Source organism: Nostoc sp. FACHB-133, from assembly GCF_014698055.1.
Classification (GTDB): Bacteria; Cyanobacteriota; Cyanobacteriia; order Cyanobacteriales; family Nostocaceae; genus Nostoc.
Map to the genome: position 1 here is coordinate 14,321 of NZ_JACJSH010000012.1, position 17,344 is coordinate 31,664.

At 40.7% G+C, this 17,344-nt stretch carries 17 protein-coding genes; 13 read left to right on the top strand and 4 right to left on the bottom strand.

The genetic code is table 11. The features are described from left to right. Positions 1–62: 62 nt before the first annotated feature. On the bottom strand, positions 63–902 hold the full coding sequence (locus H6G86_RS12220; RefSeq protein ID WP_190934562.1) for a sterol desaturase family protein: 840 nt from the start codon (positions 900–902) through the stop codon (positions 63–65). A gap of 634 nt (positions 903–1,536) precedes the next feature. On the opposite strand from H6G86_RS12220, the gene H6G86_RS12225 reads away from it, so the two are divergent. The 3 genes from H6G86_RS12225 (at position 1,537) to H6G86_RS12235 (ending at position 3,117) form a co-directional block, all read left to right on the top strand. Continuing rightward, entirely contained in the window at positions 1,537–1,677 is a 141-nt protein-coding gene (locus H6G86_RS12225; RefSeq protein WP_190934563.1) for a hypothetical protein, read from the top strand. Between the two features lie 35 nt (positions 1,678–1,712). Continuing rightward, positions 1,713–2,558, top strand: coding sequence for a DMT family transporter (locus H6G86_RS12230; protein ID WP_242064791.1), 846 nt, complete (start codon positions 1,713–1,715; stop codon positions 2,556–2,558). 85 nt (positions 2,559–2,643) lie between these two features. Then, positions 2,644–3,117, top strand: coding sequence for an SET domain-containing protein (locus tag H6G86_RS12235; RefSeq protein WP_190934565.1), 474 nt, complete (start codon positions 2,644–2,646; stop codon positions 3,115–3,117). Positions 3,118–3,260: 143 nt separating this feature from the next. On the opposite strand, the gene ilvC is transcribed toward H6G86_RS12235, so the two are convergent. Together ilvC and H6G86_RS38385 are read right to left on the bottom strand one after the other, a co-directional pair. Then, the gene (ilvC, locus tag H6G86_RS12240; protein WP_179073886.1) at positions 3,261–4,256 is read right to left on the bottom strand and encodes a ketol-acid reductoisomerase; all 996 of its coding nucleotides are present in this window, start codon (positions 4,254–4,256) and stop codon (positions 3,261–3,263) included. Between the two features lie 102 nt (positions 4,257–4,358). Next, the gene (locus H6G86_RS38385) at positions 4,359–4,553 is read right to left on the bottom strand and encodes a hypothetical protein (protein WP_206758433.1); all 195 of its coding nucleotides are present in this window, start codon (positions 4,551–4,553) and stop codon (positions 4,359–4,361) included. Positions 4,554–4,566: 13 nt separating this feature from the next. Between H6G86_RS38385 and H6G86_RS12245 the strand changes: the two genes are divergently transcribed. The 8 genes from H6G86_RS12245 to H6G86_RS12280 all read left to right on the top strand — a co-directional run bounded on the left by H6G86_RS12245 (position 4,567) and on the right by H6G86_RS12280 (position 13,479). Further along, positions 4,567–5,487: a DUF4349 domain-containing protein gene (locus tag H6G86_RS12245; protein WP_190934566.1), complete on the top strand. Its 921-nt coding sequence runs from the start codon at positions 4,567–4,569 to the stop codon at positions 5,485–5,487. Between the two features lie 234 nt (positions 5,488–5,721). Next, entirely contained in the window at positions 5,722–7,077 is a 1,356-nt protein-coding gene (locus H6G86_RS12250; RefSeq protein ID WP_190934567.1) for an NAD(P)/FAD-dependent oxidoreductase, read from the top strand. Between the two features lie 137 nt (positions 7,078–7,214). Then, positions 7,215–8,450, top strand: a complete 1,236-nt coding sequence (locus H6G86_RS12255; RefSeq protein WP_190934568.1) for an LL-diaminopimelate aminotransferase — start codon at positions 7,215–7,217, stop codon at positions 8,448–8,450. 127 nt (positions 8,451–8,577) lie between these two features. After that, positions 8,578–9,216, top strand: coding sequence for a Uma2 family endonuclease (locus tag H6G86_RS12260; protein WP_190934569.1), 639 nt, complete (start codon positions 8,578–8,580; stop codon positions 9,214–9,216). A 296-nt stretch (positions 9,217–9,512) separates the two neighbouring features. Beyond that, positions 9,513–10,382 carry a zinc metalloprotease HtpX gene (locus H6G86_RS12265; RefSeq protein ID WP_190934570.1) on the top strand — a complete coding sequence of 290 codons (870 nt, stop codon included), beginning with the start codon at positions 9,513–9,515 and terminating at the stop codon, positions 10,380–10,382. Between the two features lie 60 nt (positions 10,383–10,442). Continuing rightward, positions 10,443–10,871 (top strand): hypothetical protein, encoded by a 429-nt coding sequence (locus tag H6G86_RS12270; RefSeq protein WP_190934571.1) that lies wholly within the window; start codon positions 10,443–10,445, stop codon positions 10,869–10,871. 291 nt (positions 10,872–11,162) lie between these two features. Next, on the top strand, positions 11,163–12,443 hold the full coding sequence (locus H6G86_RS12275; protein WP_190934572.1) for a M16 family metallopeptidase: 1,281 nt from the start codon (positions 11,163–11,165) through the stop codon (positions 12,441–12,443). 175 nt (positions 12,444–12,618) lie between these two features. After that, positions 12,619–13,479, top strand: a complete 861-nt coding sequence (locus H6G86_RS12280) for a fructosamine kinase family protein (protein ID WP_190934573.1) — start codon at positions 12,619–12,621, stop codon at positions 13,477–13,479. A 485-nt stretch (positions 13,480–13,964) separates the two neighbouring features. Here H6G86_RS12280 and H6G86_RS12285 read toward each other — a convergent pair whose 3' ends face one another. After that, a complete protein-coding gene (locus H6G86_RS12285) occupies positions 13,965–14,285 on the bottom strand; it encodes a TMEM14 family protein (RefSeq protein ID WP_190934574.1) in 321 nt (106 codons plus the stop codon). An 87-nt stretch (positions 14,286–14,372) separates the two neighbouring features. Here H6G86_RS12285 and H6G86_RS12290 point away from each other — a divergent pair, with 87 nt between their 5' ends. Beyond that, positions 14,373–15,728, top strand: coding sequence for an ATP-binding protein (locus H6G86_RS12290; protein ID WP_190934575.1), 1,356 nt, complete (start codon positions 14,373–14,375; stop codon positions 15,726–15,728). Positions 15,729–16,029: 301 nt separating this feature from the next. After that, a complete protein-coding gene (locus tag H6G86_RS12295; RefSeq protein WP_190934576.1) occupies positions 16,030–17,319 on the top strand; it encodes a tellurite resistance TerB C-terminal domain-containing protein in 1,290 nt (429 codons plus the stop codon). The last annotated feature ends 25 nt before the right edge of the window (positions 17,320–17,344 follow it).

Genomic DNA, 17,344 nt, shown 5'->3' on the forward strand with positions numbered 1-17,344 from the left:
GACTTGTGTGTACACTGTAGCCAAAAATCAAAAGATGGATTCTCTGGATTTAAAGTTCTCAATCAATCTAAAGTATTAGACAACTTCATGGTGATCTCCTCTAAATAAGCTACAGGAAACATAATTCCTGGCTTCTTTGTAGGAGGATTTAGGGTGTTGAATAACCTGTCCCAAAATCCCTGAATTCCATAGTTTCTCTTGAAACAACTGTGGTGAAGATCGTGAAAATCTGATGGAACAAAAAATATTGATAAGGAACTATGACCTTCAAGGTTGTAAGCATTACCTATAATAGTCCAAGCACATAGTTGGGTGATGTCATACCCAAATATAAAGATAGGCAAAAGGTCTGTAATAGTAACAATAATATATTCAGTCAAACTCTTATGTCCAGCAACAAAACTTGATGAGTCGGCAAACTCATGATGTTTTAAATGTATTTTTTGTAAAAATTTTCTGTGAAGTAGCGAATGGGAAACGTAAAAACAGAAATCAGCAACAATTATTCTCATCAAAAACCATCCTAGGTTTGAGAGCAAACTATTTCCTCTATTTACCTCTGGTGCTATGTAGAGGATAATTAAAGCTGCTATAAAACTTTTGATTTCTCCAGCAATGATGCCTTTGGCAGTAAATGAAGGAAATGGTTGTGTTTTGACTTTCTTAACTCTGGCAGTTAATTTCTCTCTTAAATTATCATTGTTTTTAATTACCTTTTCGATGAAAAGACCAATGCTATAAAATGAAATAGAACCAACAAGCCAGTATAACAGCACTTGAGTTATAAAATTGAGTTCTATATTGTGCAACAACCAATAAAATATTTGCTGAACAATTGTGCAAGTAATAGCAATTTTTAGATAAAATTCAACCTCGAAGCAGAAATTAAAAAACTTTCTCATACCTGCATCCTTTTAATCGTTATGGAATTAAAGCCTTTTTGCAAGTATAAATTATTTATTTTTGTATTTCACCAAATTATAAATAGGGTTTCTCAATTGTATGGGATAAGAACAGCCCCTTCCTGCTAGCGTTGGTGAATAAGCCTCAAAGCCTCTCTCCTTTTAGGAAAGAGAAATAGAAGTGATACAAAAATCATCGCATTCATGGATGATATGTAGCGGCTTACCGCAGTGTACGAGAAGCGCAATGTAGCAATCTGATTTGCAGGTATCCATCACAAAGCGATCGCGCGGAGCCTCTACTGTAGGCGATCGCAAAAATTTTCAGTGTACTAACATTTGTAATTATTCTATCGCTATCTACTTAGTGACAGAATTTTTGTGATTATGAGATTCTTAGTGATTAGAAATTTTAAACATAACGCACCAAATGATACAATTCGGATTGGATTAATGCAAACTTCTTTTACCTTTTAATTGCAATGTAAAAATAAGACATGAAATTACCAAAATCAGATTAAGTAAGTGGGCGTAAATAATTGTCGTTGGGATAAGGCAATAGAAAATAGTCAATAGGCAATAGGTATAAGGGTTTTAGCCTAGTTCATTTTTATTTACATAGTTTGATTTTATTGTGCCAACTTACTTCGTAGAACTTTCCCAACTAAAAATCCTCAATTCAGAAGGCGCTGACTGGATGCAGCAAAACCAACATTCTCTATGCGATCGCATTCTCTATGGATGTAAAGAAACATTATTCAATCAATTAATTTGATGCAAATTGAAAATACGTTGCGTTTAAAAGGAATAATGCTGCTTATCCTTGTTAATGTAATTAGCGCTACAACTTTTCCATTGACTAAAGACATTGTTAGTAGTCTTCCACCAAGTGCATTGATTGCTACACGCTTTGTCATAGCAGCAGCAGTTTTTGCTGTAAATTTACGTAATATTAACGCACTTTTACTTCGTGATGGTACAGTACTAGGTCTTTTCCTTTTCTTTTTCTTAGCTATAGAAACAATTGCACTCAAGACTATACCAGCGAATCGGGCTGCATTCATTGGCAGTTTGAACGCACTCATCGTCCCACTACTAGCATGGCTGAGTGGTCAACGCGTACCGTTGAGAACTTTCCTAGCTGCTGGAGTTGCTGTGATCGGTATTGGCGTGATGTTTTGGGAAGGGGGAGAACTAGGAATTGGCGATCTGTTGATGTTCGTTGATGCTTTTGTTTATGCAGGCTACATAATTTTCCTAGACCGGGTTGCGTCTCGTCACCCCACCTTAACGCTTACCAGTGTTCAACTTTTGTTCATTGCGGTGCTAGGTCTGCTTTGGAATAATACACAAATTCTTAACCAATTTGAGGTAATTCACCAGCACTGGGGAGTGATTGTCTACTTAGGGCTGTTGGCGACGGCTGCTGTTATCTGGCTGCAAACATTGGCACAGCAATGGGTTTCAGCCGACGAAACAGCTTTACTTTATACACTTGAGCCATTGTTCGCCACAATTTTTTCGTTTTGGCTACTGGGAGAACATCTGGGAATACGCGGTCTAATTGGCGCGATTCTTGTCTTAGTTGCTCTGCTTCTAAGTCAGAGCCCTCAAAAGCTTGAGCCGGAAGCAAAAGTTGAGGTACAGAGCAGTTAACGAGCTTTCACCTCGAAAGTGAAATCTAACTAAGCCAAGTTTGAAATTTGGCAGCAAGAAATTTAAACATACTGGGTCTTTATCTATGAATACAATAGAGTCAATTTCAGCTGTAAAGCTCAATTTTCATGTCACGATTCAGGAAACAGCAAAAGGAAGAGGAGTATTTGCTACGAAAAAATTTGCCAAAGGGGAAACCGTTGTGGTGGGTATCCCAATTGAAGAAGTTCCCCAACGAACAATTTATTCCTTTCAAATGGATTTTAATTTGTATGTCAACCTAGATGAGCCTGCTGTCGTCATCAATCATTCTTGCGATCCAAATACTGGCGTAAGCAACAATCAGTTTGGGGGATATGACTTCGTTGCTTTGGGCGATATCGAAGCCGGTGAGGAAATTAGCTGGGACTACGAAACCACTGAATATGAATCAATAGCTGTCTCGCGGTGCTTGTGCAAATCTCTATCCTGTCGAGGGAAAACATTAGGATTCAAATTCCGCGAACAAATGTTGCGCGATCGCTATGGAGAGTACATTGCAGATTATCTCAAAATCTAAAGCAAAAGATGTTATTTAAAATGCACCTATTCTACGCATTTTAAATAACATCTATAGCGGCATGAAAAATAATTTTGCGTAATTTCAAAATCATTGTAGAGACGTTGTAATGTAACGTCTCTATATTCAGATCCTTGTTTTGCTTAAGCTTTTTTCAACCAGCTAAACATAGCGCGTAAATCTTTACCAACTTCCTCAATTTTGTGTTCAGATTCTTTGCGACGCATGGCGGTAAATCCTGGTTTACCAGCTTGGTTTTCTAGAACGAATTCTCGTGCAAATTGCCCAGATTGAATTTCGCTGAGAATCTTTTGCATTTCAGCTTTAGTTTGTTCGGTAACAATCCTTGGCCCACGGGTATAATCGCCATATTCAGCAGTGTTAGAAATGCTATCGCGCATTTTAGCTAAACCGCCTTCTACTACCAAGTCAACAATCAGCTTTACTTCATGCAGACATTCAAAATAAGCCAATTCTGGTTGATAACCAGCTTCTACCAAAGTTTCAAATCCGGCTTTGATTAAAGCACTCAAACCACCGCACAATACGGCTTGTTCGCCAAATAAATCGGTTTCGGTTTCTTCGCGGAAAGTGGTTTCGAGAACACCAGCGCGAGTACCACCAATACCTTTAGCATAAGACATGGCGCGATCGCGTGCCTGACCACTGGCATCTTGATAAACTGCAAACAGCGCTGGTACACCTTCCCCACCTTCATAAGTCCGCCGTACCAAATGCCCCGGCCCTTTTGGTGCAACCATCACCACATCTACATTATCTGGTGGTACAACTTGCCCAAAGTGAATATTAAAACCGTGGGCAAAAGCTAACACATTTCCTTCTTCTAAATTTGGTTCAATCTCGTTTTTGTAAATCGTTTTTTGGACTTCATCAGGTAACAAAATCATGATAAAGTCAGCAGCATTGGCAGCATCTGCGACATTCTTCACAGTTAACCCAGCAGCTTCAGCTTTTGCTACTGACTTACTACCCGGATATAGTCCCACAATCACATTCAAACCACTATCTTTGAGATTGAGAGCGTGGGCATGACCTTGAGAACCATAGCCGATGATAGCAATAGTTTTTCCAGCCAAAAGGTCTAAATTGGCATCTTCGTCATAGTACATCCGGGCCATAGAAGCATCTCCTGTCAGCAAGCATCGTCATTTATTGGCAGGCTTACGATTGTACCTCAAATTGAGTAACCACAGATGAACTTTATTCTCTTGAACCAGGGACTAGGGACTGGGGACTGGGGACTGGGGATTGGGGACTGGGGACTGGGGACTGGGGACTGGGGACTGGGGACTGGGGACTGGGGAAGAATAATTATTTACAAATGATAAATGACAAATGACAAACCCCGTTACATAAATCGCAACAATACAGGCTTTGAGTTTTACTTCAGCAATACTGGGTTTAACTTCATCCATCTGAGGATAGATTATGTACGCTTTGACTAAATTACCGCGCACATCTGCTTTATTTGTAAGTGCGTTATTAGGAGGGATGATTTTCACCAGTTGCGCTTCTTCGGATCGGTCAACAAATCAGTCTGCACCTCAAGTTGCAGCCAATGGCGCGGTAAATCAATTATCTACTCGTGAAAACAGTATTTCCCAAAAGGCGGAAGTTTCACCAATAAACCGTTCTCGCCCCCAACTCATCAAAAAAGCAGCAATCTCTTTGACTGTCAACTCTGTAGATAAAACTGTTGATGCTGTTTCGCAAATTATCAATCAACAGCAAGGGGATTTAATCGGGTTGAAACAACAACAACCCAAAAGTGACAACCCGCGTTACACAGCAACAATCCAATTGCGGATACCAGAGAATCGGCTAGAACCTACCCTAGAACAGCTAGCTAAATTGGGCACTGTTGAGAGTCGTAATATTACTGCCGAAGATGTAGGCGATCGCTTGGTAAATTTCCAAGCCAGATTAACCAATTTACAAAAAACCGAAGCCAATTTGCAAAAAATTATGGATCGGGCAGGTTCTGTGAGAGATGTGCTTAGTGTTTCACAAGAACTGAGTAATGTCCGACAAACAATAGAACAAATTGATGCCCAACTGAAAAACCTAAAAAATCAAGTTGCATATTCCACAATTACGCTGAACCTTGAAGCAGCAGTTTCTAGCACCAGTCCACAACCTGCTTTTGGTTTGCAAGTTCAGGAAACTTGGAATAACTCTACCCATTCTTTGAGTGCATTTTCTGTTGGCTTACTCAAGCTGGGTATTTGGTTAATTGTTTACAGTCCCTATTTGTTAATTTTTGCTGCTCTTATCTATGGCTTTAACCGTTGGCGGCAAACTCATTCCCCACGTTTGACACAAACACCAGAATCAACTCGTTCTGAATGAATTTGCATAAATCCTACATCTACCGTTGATAAATTTACATAAGCAAACAGGATGTTAAATATTGCCAAATCTTATTGTCTAACCCTCTATCTTTAAAAGTTCTATTTCTTCTGTAGTTTTGATTGCTTTAATCATTCTTCAAATGTAAAGAGCAATACAAAAAATATGATGACAATTTTGATACAAATTTGTTAAGAATAGTTACAATAGTCGGCATACACGATAATATTTCTTATGGTAAATTCACTTGACAATAATCCACCCCATAAAGTAGTTATTGTTGGCGGTGGTTTTGGTGGACTTTATGCGGCAAAAACACTCGCCAAGGCAGCAGTAAACGTTACCCTAATCGATAAACGTAACTTTCATCTATTTCAACCCCTTTTATATCAAGTCGCCACAGGTGCGCTATCTCCTGCTGATATTTCCTCACCGTTGCGTTCTGTCCTCAGCAAGAGCAAGAATACGAAAGTGCTGCTGGGAGAGGTGAATAATATCGATCCAGAAGCAAAACAAGTGACTGTGGGCGACGAAGCAATAGCTTACGATACGTTGATTGTTGCCACAGGTGCAAAGCATTCCTACTTTGGTAAAGATAACTGGGAAGAATTCGCCCCCGGCTTGAAAACTGTAGAAGATGCCATAGAAATGCGTAGCCGGATTTTTTCAGCCTTTGAAGCCGCAGAAAAAGAAACCGATCCAGAAAAACGCCGTGCTTGGTTAACTTTTGTAATTGTGGGTGGCGGCCCAACTGGTGTAGAGTTAGCGGGTGCGATCGCAGAATTGGCAAATCAAACCCTCAAAGAAGATTTCCGCAACATCGACACATCGGAAGCGAAAATTTTGCTATTAGAAGGTTTGGATCGGATTCTTCCACCCTTTGCACCAGAGTTATCACAAGAAGCGGAAGCATCCTTGACGCGCTTGGGGGTGGTTGTCCAGACAAAAACACTGGTAACGAATATTGAAAATGATACTGTTACCCTCAAACAAGGCGATGAAGTTAAAGAAATTGCCTCAAAAACCGTATTATGGGCAGCAGGCGTAAAAGCTTCAGCAATGGGAAAAGTGTTAGCAGAACGCACAGGTGCTGAGTGCGATCGCGCTGGACGGATTATCGTTGAACCTGACTTGAGTATTAAGGGACATCCCAATATTTTTGTAGTTGGCGACTTAGCAAATTTTTCTCATCAAAATGGTAAACCCCTACCTGGTGTTGCACCTGTAGCCAAGCAAGAAGGTGAATATGTAGCAACATTAGTGCAACAGCGACTTGCAGGTAAAAGTTTGCCACCCTTTGCTTATACCGATCATGGTAGTTTAGCGATGATTGGGCACAATTCTGCTGTGGTAGATTTGGGCTTTATCAAGCTGAAAGGTTTCGTTGCATGGCTGTTTTGGCTGGTGATTCACATCTACTTCTTAATTGAATTTGACAACAAATTAGTAGTAATGATTCAGTGGGCATGGAACTATTTCACCCGTAATCGCGGAGCAAGATTAATTACAGGTAAAGAATCAATCACGGAGTTTGTAATTAGCGATCGCAATTACACATCAGCTGATAGTAAACAGCCTGTAAATGTCTAATTGGGAATTTGTCATTAGTCATTAGTTATTCTCCCCCTGCTTCCCCTGCCTCCCCTGCTCCTTCATCCCCACTCCCCACTCCCCGCCCTCATAAATTAGCAGTAAGCTATTTGAGGGCGTTTTTTCATATCTACATAATGGCAACTATTAACGACAACTACCTGAAACTGAAAGCAGGTTATCTGTTTCCAGAAATTGCTCGGCGGGTGAATGCCTTTGCAGAAGCAAATCCTGATGCTAAAATCATCCGGCTGGGCATTGGTGATGTTACCGAACCTCTACCGGAGGCTTGCCGCACAGCTATGATTAAAGCTGTGGAAGAAATGGGCGATCGCAATACCTTCAAAGGCTACGGGCCAGAGCAAGGCTACGCTTGGTTACGGGAAAAAATTGCTGCTCATGATTTCCAAGCACGAGGAGCCGATATAGATGCTTCCGAAATCTTTGTCTCCGATGGTTCCAAGTGCGATACTGGCAATATTCTGGAAATCTTTGGTCATGACAATCTAATTGCCGTTACTGACCCAGTTTACCCTGTGTATGTAGACACTAACGTGATGGTGGGAAATACTGGGGATGCCAACGATAAAGGCGAGTTTGAAGGCTTAGTTTATCTACCAATTACGGCTGATAACAACTTCATCGCAGAGATTCCCTCAAAGAAAGTTGATTTAATTTATCTCTGCTTTCCCAATAATCCCACTGGCGCAACTGCTACTAAGGAATATTTAAAGGCATGGGTGGACTATGCCAAAGCTAATGGCTCGATTATTTTCTTTGATGCAGCCTACGAAGCTTATATTACCGATCCATCGATTCCCCACTCAATTTATGAAATAGAAGGTGCAAGAGATGTTGCGATCGAGTTTCGGTCTTTTTCCAAGAATGCAGGCTTTACAGGAACTCGTTGTGCCTTAACCGTAGTACCGAAGACACTCACCGGAAAAGCCGCCGATGGTTCCGATGTAGAACTATGGAAACTCTGGAATCGCCGCCAGTCTACCAAATTTAATGGTGTTTCTTACATTGTTCAACGGGGAGCCGAAGCGGTTTACTCTGAAGAAGGGCAAGCACAAATCAAAGGATTGGTTAGTTTCTATCTAGAAAACGCCAAAATTATCCGCGAGAAACTCACAGCCGCCGGATTGTCAGTTTATGGTGGCGTGAATGCACCTTATGTTTGGGTGAAAACTCCTAATGGTTTATCCAGTTGGGAATTCTTTGATAAGTTGCTGCAAACCGTCAACGTTGTGGGGACACCTGGTTCTGGCTTTGGTGCTGCGGGTGAAGGTTACTTCCGCATTTCGGCATTTAACAGCCGGGAGAATGTCGAAGAGGCGATGAAGCGGATTACTGAGAAGTTTAAAGTGTAGAGCGATCGCTTTTGTTAAACTCATTCTATTAGTCTAAAGGTTACGGTGGGCTGTATTATCCACCGCAACCTGATAGATATTGAATTTTCAATTTTGAATATTGAATTTTGAATTGGAGCGAAGCGACATGACTGCTGCTATCCCCGTTTTCAAAGCTGTTAGCCGGATGCAGTTAGCACCTGGTAGCGCGGTGACTATTCCTGATGTTAGCTGGCAAGAATTTGAATCTATTTTAGAAGAATTGGGACAAAAAAGAACTACACGAATTGCCTACAGCCAGGGTACTTTAGAAATTATGGCTCCTTTACCAGAACATGAAATTCCCAAAGATTTAATTTCTGATATTGTCAAAATATTGCTAAAGGCTAAAAATATCAGATATCAACCTTTTGGTTCCACCACCTTTAAACGGCATGGCGTAGCAGGAGTTGAACCTGATGCTTGCTTTTATATTCAAAATTATCAACAAATGATTGGTCATCGGCGCTTACAACCTGATGATCCGCCCCCAGATTTAGCCATTGAAACTGATGTTACATCCAAAACTACTCTTGATGCTTATGAAGCCATTGGAGTCCCAGAATTATGGGTTTACGACAGTGGAAACCTTTCTATTTATTTGCTCAGAGATGGGAAATACATAAAATCTAATACCAGTCCTAATTTTGAAGATATAGCTATTACTCAAATTATTCCTGCTGCCGTGGAACGCAGTTGGCAAGTAGGAAGTTTTCAAGCTTTAGAAGAATTGGAAGCGATGATTTAGTAAACAGTTCAAATTGACGTAGTTGTTTCATACTATAACTGCTTAATTTCTGCCTAAATAAATAATTTACTTCTACAGATAGATGTCTTTTTGTTATTTGTAAATCCAAATATTCTCCAGATAACAAGTATCAAAAACAACTAAATTATTTTTTATAAAAGTTAAGTAGGAAAACCGTACTTATCAGATAGGTTTTCTGTACTATATATCTAGGTTTAGCTGGATACCATTAAGGTATGGCTTAAGTAATGCTGTTTTCTAGAAAATTCATACAGCATTAGTAGGAGAGCGAAAATATGGGAAATCAAGTGAAAACAGCTGCTTTGCTCGCTGCATTAAGTGGACTTTTGATCGCAATTAGTTACTGGGTAATTGGCGGTAGTAGTGGCTTGATAATTGGAATTGGCTTGGCAGCAGTAACAAACCTATTTTCCTGGTATCAATCAGATAAGATTGCTCTGGCAGTATATCAGGCCCAGCCTGTGAGTGAAAGCGAAGCACCAGGACTTTATCGGATGGTGCAGAGATTAAGCGATCGCGCTAACATTCCTATGCCTAGAGTTTACATTGTCCCAAGCCAAGGTGCTAACGCCTTCGCTACAGGGCGCGATCCAGAACACGCTGCTGTGGCTGTCACCGAAGGCATTTTGAATATATTGCCAGATGATGAACTCGAAGGTGTTATCGCCCACGAACTCACCCACATTATTAATCGTGACACCCTGACACAAGCTGTTGCTGCTACCGTTGCTGGTGCGATCTCATTCCTAGCGCAAATGGTGAGTTATAGCTTATGGTTTGGCGGTGGTTCACGAGATAACAACAGAGGCGGTAATCCTTTGGGCGTTTTGTTAACAGTAATGCTTGCGCCATTGGCTGCGACAATTATTCAGCTAGCAATTTCGCGCACACGAGAATTCTCTGCTGATGCAGGTTCTGCTAGATTAACTGGTAATCCCCGCGCCTTAGCTAGGGCATTACAACGCTTAGAAGCCTCAGCAAAACAGATCCCTTTAAATGCCAATCCAGCTTTTGAACCGTTATTAATTATCAATTCTATCTCTGGACAGTTTTTAGGTAACTTATTTTCCAGTCACCCTGCGACAGAAGCAAGAGTTGCAGCATTATTGAAATTAGAGCAACAACTGCCAACAAAAGCTTATTGATTTGTCATTTGATGTAGTTTTCATCCAAAAGTAAATTTTGCAATTAAGGATGTTTTAACTATGAATGCTAACAACATCGAATCCTTTGAAAGCACAGTCATTGAATCTACAGAATCCATAGTAATTGTAGAAATTAGTTCTCAAACCGACGAACTAGTAGAAACCGAAATGGCTAACGAAAGTGATGAAGTGAAGCGCGAAACCAAAGCGCTGATTGAGGCACTAAAAAGACGCGCTCAAGCTGAGGCTGATTCAGCAGGAACTCTCACACGTGAAACCTATTTGAAAGCTGTGCGACAAGCACGAGAATTGGTTGAAGGCAGAAAACTGATGCAACGCGATCGCTTAGAGGACTCTTGGGCGGTAATTCAGGATGAAGTTGAGAGAAACTGGTATTTATTGATGAAAGACGTAGTGGACTTCAGTTTTCGCCTGCATAAGGCGGCTATTGCAGCTTGGGAAACCTTCAATAATCCTTACTCTCGTTAGTTCGCCGAACTTTCCCTATTTAGAACTAAAGTTAAAGTCTGTCCTTCTTTGAGTCAAAGAGGGACAGATTTTGCGTAGTAAGTAAGTTGGCGTTAAAAAAACTAAGTATGTTGCGAAACGTAAATATACTTAAAACCCTTACTAATGACCAATGACAAAGGACAAATGACAGCCTTAGCCAGTTAGCTTTAATTTCGCCGACCTACTTTACAACTAGGGAGAGGTCTTTTTATATAGATTTTGCGTCGCGGATAAGATAAAGAAGTAAGATAGCTCCTCACACAAGTAGCAATGACTTCAACCCTGCGGAAATTTACTCGTCTTCATAGCCCAACCCTGCATCAGTTACCCAATGGTTTGACAATCATAGCGGAGCAGATGCCAGTTGAAGCTGTAAACCTCAACTTATGGATTAAAGTTGGTTCAGCCGTCGAATCTGATGCCATTAACGGTATGGCTCACTTTTTAGAACACATGATTTTTAAGGGAACAGAACGACTGGCTAGCGGCGAGTTTGAACGTCGAATTGAAGAACGGGGTGCTGTCACCAATGCCGCTACTAGCCAAGACTATACTCATTACTATATAACTACTGCCCCCAAAGATTTTGCCCAGCTTGCTCCATTACAAATAGATGTAGTATCAAATGCTAGTATTCCCGATGATGCTTTTGAACGTGAGCGATTAGTAGTTTTAGAAGAAATTAGGCGTTCAGAAGATAATCCCCAACGGCGGACATTTCGCCGGGCAATGGAGACAGCATATAATGAATTACCTTATCGTCGTCCGGTATTGGGTCCAGAATCGGTGATTGCCGAACTTAAACCCCAACAGATGCGGGATTTTCATCATAGTTGGTATCAACCCCAGTCAATTACTGCTGTAGCTGTAGGCAATTTGCCTGTGGAAGAATTAATTGCGATCGTTGCTGAAGGATTTACAAAAGCTAATAAAACTCAGCACTCCCCACTCCCCACCCCCCACTCCTCACTAAATCCTGAGTCACCATTTACAGAAATTGTCCGCCGAGAATTTACAGATGAAAGTCTCCAGCAAGGCAGGCTATTGATGCTTTGGCGGGTTCCAGGAATGGTGCAGTTAGATCGCACCTATGGATTGGATGTTTTAGCAGGAGTTTTGGGACACGGACGGACATCTAGATTGGTGAGAGATTTACGAGAAGAACGGGGATTAGTTTCTTCAATTTCTGTGAGCAATATGAGCAATCAGCTGCAAGGGACATTTTATATTTCAGCTAAATGTGCAGTAGAAAATTTAGCAGAAGTAGAGAATGCGATCGCTCAACATATTCGCACAGTCCAAACCGAGTTAATCACAGAGTCAGAAATTGCCCGTGTACGGCGGCGAGTAGCGAACAGATTTATTTTTGGCAATGAGACACCAAGCGATCGCACTGGGTTGTATGGTTACTATCATTCCTTGGTGGGAGATTTAGAACCCGCCTTTAACTACCCAGATTATATTCAGAGTCAAGATGCAACTGACTTAATGCAAGCAGCCAAAGAGTATCTTTCCCCAGATGCTTATGGTGTAGTTGTCGTTAAGCCGTAAATTAAAAATGGGGAATGGGGAATGGGGAATTGGGAATTGGAAAGAGGACTTGGGGACAAGGGGAAAGACTTATTGTAAGTTCTAAACTTTTGTCACCTTCCTTGTCCCTCTGCTCCCCTGCCTCCCCTGCTCCCCTGCCTCCCCTGCTCCCTATCCCCCCTTTCCCAATTCAATCATGTGGACTCAAATGGACACCCATATCAGCCAGGTGACTGGCGAAAAATTTCAAAGTCAGCAACAGCGATCGGTTGGTGGCGGATGTATCAACCAAGGTTATGCTGTTTCCAATGATGAGATTACCTACTTCGTCAAGCTCAACGTTGCATCTCAAGTTGCGATGTTTGAGGCTGAGGCATTGGGTTTAAAAGAAATGCTAGCAACAGCTAGTATTCGCATCCCAAAACCTATTTGCTGGGGTGTAGCTGAGAACTCTAGCTACATTGTGCTGGAATGGTTAGAACTTGGTAATGGCAACAGCAACTCGTGGGAAGAGATGGGGCGCAAGTTGGCGGCGATGCATCAAGCTAGCAGTAGCCAAGGTTTTGGTTGGAAAATTAACAATACCATTGGTTCAACGCCCCAAATCAATACTTGGACACCAGACTGGACAGAATTTTATATTAAACATCGCCTTGGTTATCAATTTCAGTTGGCAAGGCGACGGGGAGAAAGTTTCCCCCAGCAAGAAAAACTACTAGCAGCTATCCCTGAACTATTGGCGCACCAAGTACAACCTTCTTTAGTACATGGCGATTTATGGGGCGGAAATGCCGGGTGTACTGCGTCAGGAGAACCCGTGATTTTTGATCCAGCAACTTATTTTGGCGATCGCGAAGTTGATATTGCCATGACAGAATTATTTGGTGGGTTCCCCGCAGCTTTTTACAAAGGTTATAACGAAGTTTTTCCTTTAGATACAGGCTATGAGCAGAGAAAAACACTTTATAACCTCTATCACATTTTGAATCACTTCAATTTATTCGGGGGAGGTTATGCTTCCCAGGCGAACCGGATGATTGACCAGATTTTGCGCTAACTACAGCATTTCATTAATTCGTAACGAATCAAATTTGGCAATACTGTGCTTTGTTAGTGCATCGGCTTGCATTGTGAATGCGTCGGCTTGCATTGTAAATGCATCGGCTTGCATTGTGAATGCGTTAGCTTGCTTTGTGAATGCATACCCTTGGATATAAAAGGGAAAAGGTTAAAGGGGAAAGGGATGATGATTGTCGCGCCACTTGCGGGCGAGGTTTTTACCTTCCTCATAAAATTTGGATTATTTCGCCCACAAGGGGTGAGGTTTTTACCTTTCCCCCTTCCCCTTTCCCCCTTCCCCTTTCCCCTTCTTCATAAAAACAGGAACGTGGCTATTACTTATAGACTGATGCCAATACTTTTCGGATAAACCCAACAATCTCTCTTTTGATCTGGGGAAAGGTTACTGGGCTTGGGGAAAAATAAATTGAAACCCTTTCCCTTTCCCCTTTCCCCCTTAACCGAAAAGTATTGAGACTGATGCTACTTTAAAGCCACCATTTGATTCACTATCACTGCCAATGCCACCATCCCCAAAATCGTCATTAATCCCGCCGGCATAAACTTACGTGTTTTAGCTAATCGAAAAGCAAAGACTACCACTAAAACACTAGTCACTAACAGCGCTAAAATCAAACCCCAGGTTTGTCCTTGGAGTTGAAAGTAAGCGGCAAGTATTAGTAAAAAACCACTAATGCTACCACTTAACAGTGAAACCCTACTTCTAGCCTGAGTATAGCCAATAATTCCACCAGCGATCGCTAATATGCCGTAAGCGAAAGCAGCAATTATACTTAAATTCATTGTTAATACATCTGTAGATTTTGACTTTACTGCCAAGGTCAGCCGACAATTTACCATAGCTAAATAGCTATACCACACAGTTGATTGATGGATAATCAAGCGATGCCAATAACAAGTACTTCCTCATATACAAAAGTCCAATATCTCCAGCGTCAAGCGGCCTCACTTTTACTGTACCAGTCTGTTCTTCAAGGCGAAGTGGGGATAGCATTTCTGGAACTGTTGCAAGCTATACGTTACACTGACTCTGATGCACGGGGTTGTCTCCAAGCCTACGGTCGTTACTTCCACGCTTTAGCTGCTAAAAATCAAAACTGGGAAGACTATTTAATTACTCAACTTCTCTTCTCTAATAATCCTTTTACAAAACTGGCCCAAGTGAAAGAATTTGAAGAATTACCTCCAGCTTTAGTAGCAGCAGTGCAACATGATTTACAAATATTACAAAGTCTCTATGAATGTAGCAGCGCCTCTTTGAGTGAGTGGATACAAAGCGTAGCTCACATGCCGATTTCGCCAGTAGTGTGGTATAAAGAGCAAGAATTCGTAGGAGTAGAGACCAAGTTCGCTACATATTTACAAGACTTAGATAATTGGGGTGATGCTGTAGAAGAGTTGGCGGCTTATTATCAGCAATGTGGCTCTGGTTTATTTGCAGAATATCGCGCTTTACGTTGGCAAGCTGGGCAGTTTATCGGTATCCGATATTCTGATCCGGTTAAGTTGAGTGCGCTTGTAGGTTACGAGTCTCAAAGAGATGCTTTGTTGAAAAATACAGAGTTTTTATTATCAGGAGAGATGGCACTCCATGTATTACTTTACGGTAGTCGTGGTTCTGGCAAATCTTCTTTAGTGAAATCTTTGTTAAATGAATATAGCGAGCGTAGTCTCCGCTTATTGGAAGTGACAAAATCTGATTTAAAAGACTTACCAGAAATTGTGGAACATTTACGAGGAGTGTCACAAAAATTTATTATCTTTGTCGACGATCTTTCCTTTGAAGAAGATGATGATGCCTTTAAAGCGCTCAAGGTAGTTTTAGAAGGTAATTTAACCGCGCGACCGCAGAATGTAGTTGTGTATGCTACTTCCAATCGTCGCCATCTGATTCGGGAGTTCTTTGTAGATAGACCTACCCCCAAGGATAATGAGGAAATCCATGCTTGGGATACGATGCAGGAGAAGCTTTCGTTTAGCGATCGCTTTGGTTTAACCTTGACCTTTGAACCAGCCGATCAGAAAACTTATTTAAAGATAGTACAACATCTAGCAGCACAAGCTGAAATTAATATTACCCAAGAAGATTTGGAGTTTCAAGCATTACAGTGGGCAACTCGTCACAACGGTCGTTCTGGACGTACAGCACGGCAGTTTGTTGATTTTTTAAAAGCAGATTTAAGACTTTTTTATGCAAACAACAATACATCCAATTCTTCGGATTAAAATTAATTTATTGATGATTAATTTTTTTTGTTAGTTACATAACAACATGATGTGCCAGTAATTAAAACTAGATATTTCAGAAATACTATGATACAAAACTTTGGAAAAATGCCTTATTTAACCAAACAGAATAACCTGTGTATTTTAATTCGTAATTACATTCGCGTATCCGCCAATGTAATTACAAATTACGTAGCTTGCTTCTCGCCTTCTCTACGAGACTCTACGCCAATGGCGAGTATTACGAATTAGTATGAAACTTACTTATTCTGATAATTTCACTACGCTAAAAACGAGCAATATGCAATCAGTAACGATCAGCAATCGATTTATACTAGGAATAGTTGCCTTTAGTGTGAGTTTTGGTCTTAGTCTCGTCCCAAGCTGGGATTTTAATAAAGCTTTTCTCACAGGTTTAATTACTGCCGCTACTATCTATGCAACAGCATTATTTGTAGATAAGCGGCGGAGAAATTATGAAATGTTTGTTTTAGGTTCTCTCCGCAAACGAATTAAAGAAATGGAGGGGTTGAAAGCTCGTGTTGTCAGAGAAATAAATCAAATCGAAGAACATCATAATTTATTATATGCAGAGTCACAGCAACTCCAAAATCAAGTCACAGAAAGCCGTAATCAAAGAGATAGTTTACATCGGGAATTAAGAACATTTACTGGACAGAAAAAACAGCTAGAAACTGAAATCAATACTCTGCAAACTGAAATTAATAACTTGCAGAAAAATCAAACAGAATTGAACAATGCTTTTTCTATACTTACAGCAGAAAAGCGTCGTCTAGAGTCGAATTGTAATGTATCTCGTGCTGAAATCACGCAATTGCAAAGCCAAATTTCAGAACTTCAGCAAGAGAAACAAGAAGTTGAAAGTAATTTAACTCTTTTAGGCAGACTCAAACCCCAATTAGAAGAAAAACTATACGAACTGCGAATTGCAATTCAAGAGTTAGAAGTTGAGACAACCCAAAAAAATCAGTTGCTGGTAGCGACAAAAGCCGAAAGAGAAAATATTCAAGCTATCCTACATTCTTCACAAACCCAACTAGCAGAACACAAAGCCGAATTACAGCAGTTGCAAGGGCAAATTTCCTTATTGCAAGAAGAACGAGATTCATTGCAAAATCAAGTATGGGAATTACTCCAACAACTAGAAACATTTAATCAAGAACCTTTAACTGATAATTTCCAAGAAGATGATACTGAATTGTTTCCCTTTTCTGAAATAATGGAAACTACAGCAGTCATAAATAAATCGGAAATTGATACATCAGAGAATATATCTGAAGAATGGACTAATCTTTTAGAAAATCTCCCAGGATACGAACTACAAGTATTAAAAGCGATAGTCGAGCAAGATAATCCCAAGGCTGCTATTAAAAAAATTGCCGAAGCAAATATCACTATGCCAAATCTTTTAATCGATTCTATAAATGAACGGGCAAATGATACTATTGGGGAATTAATAATTAACTCAGATTCGGAAATTCCAGAAGTCTACCATGAGCATATTACCCATGTCAAAAAAATGATTGCAACGCATGAAAGTCTCATGGCTAGACATGCGTCGCCAAATTAAAATATTATTGCCGTCGTAAGGTTAG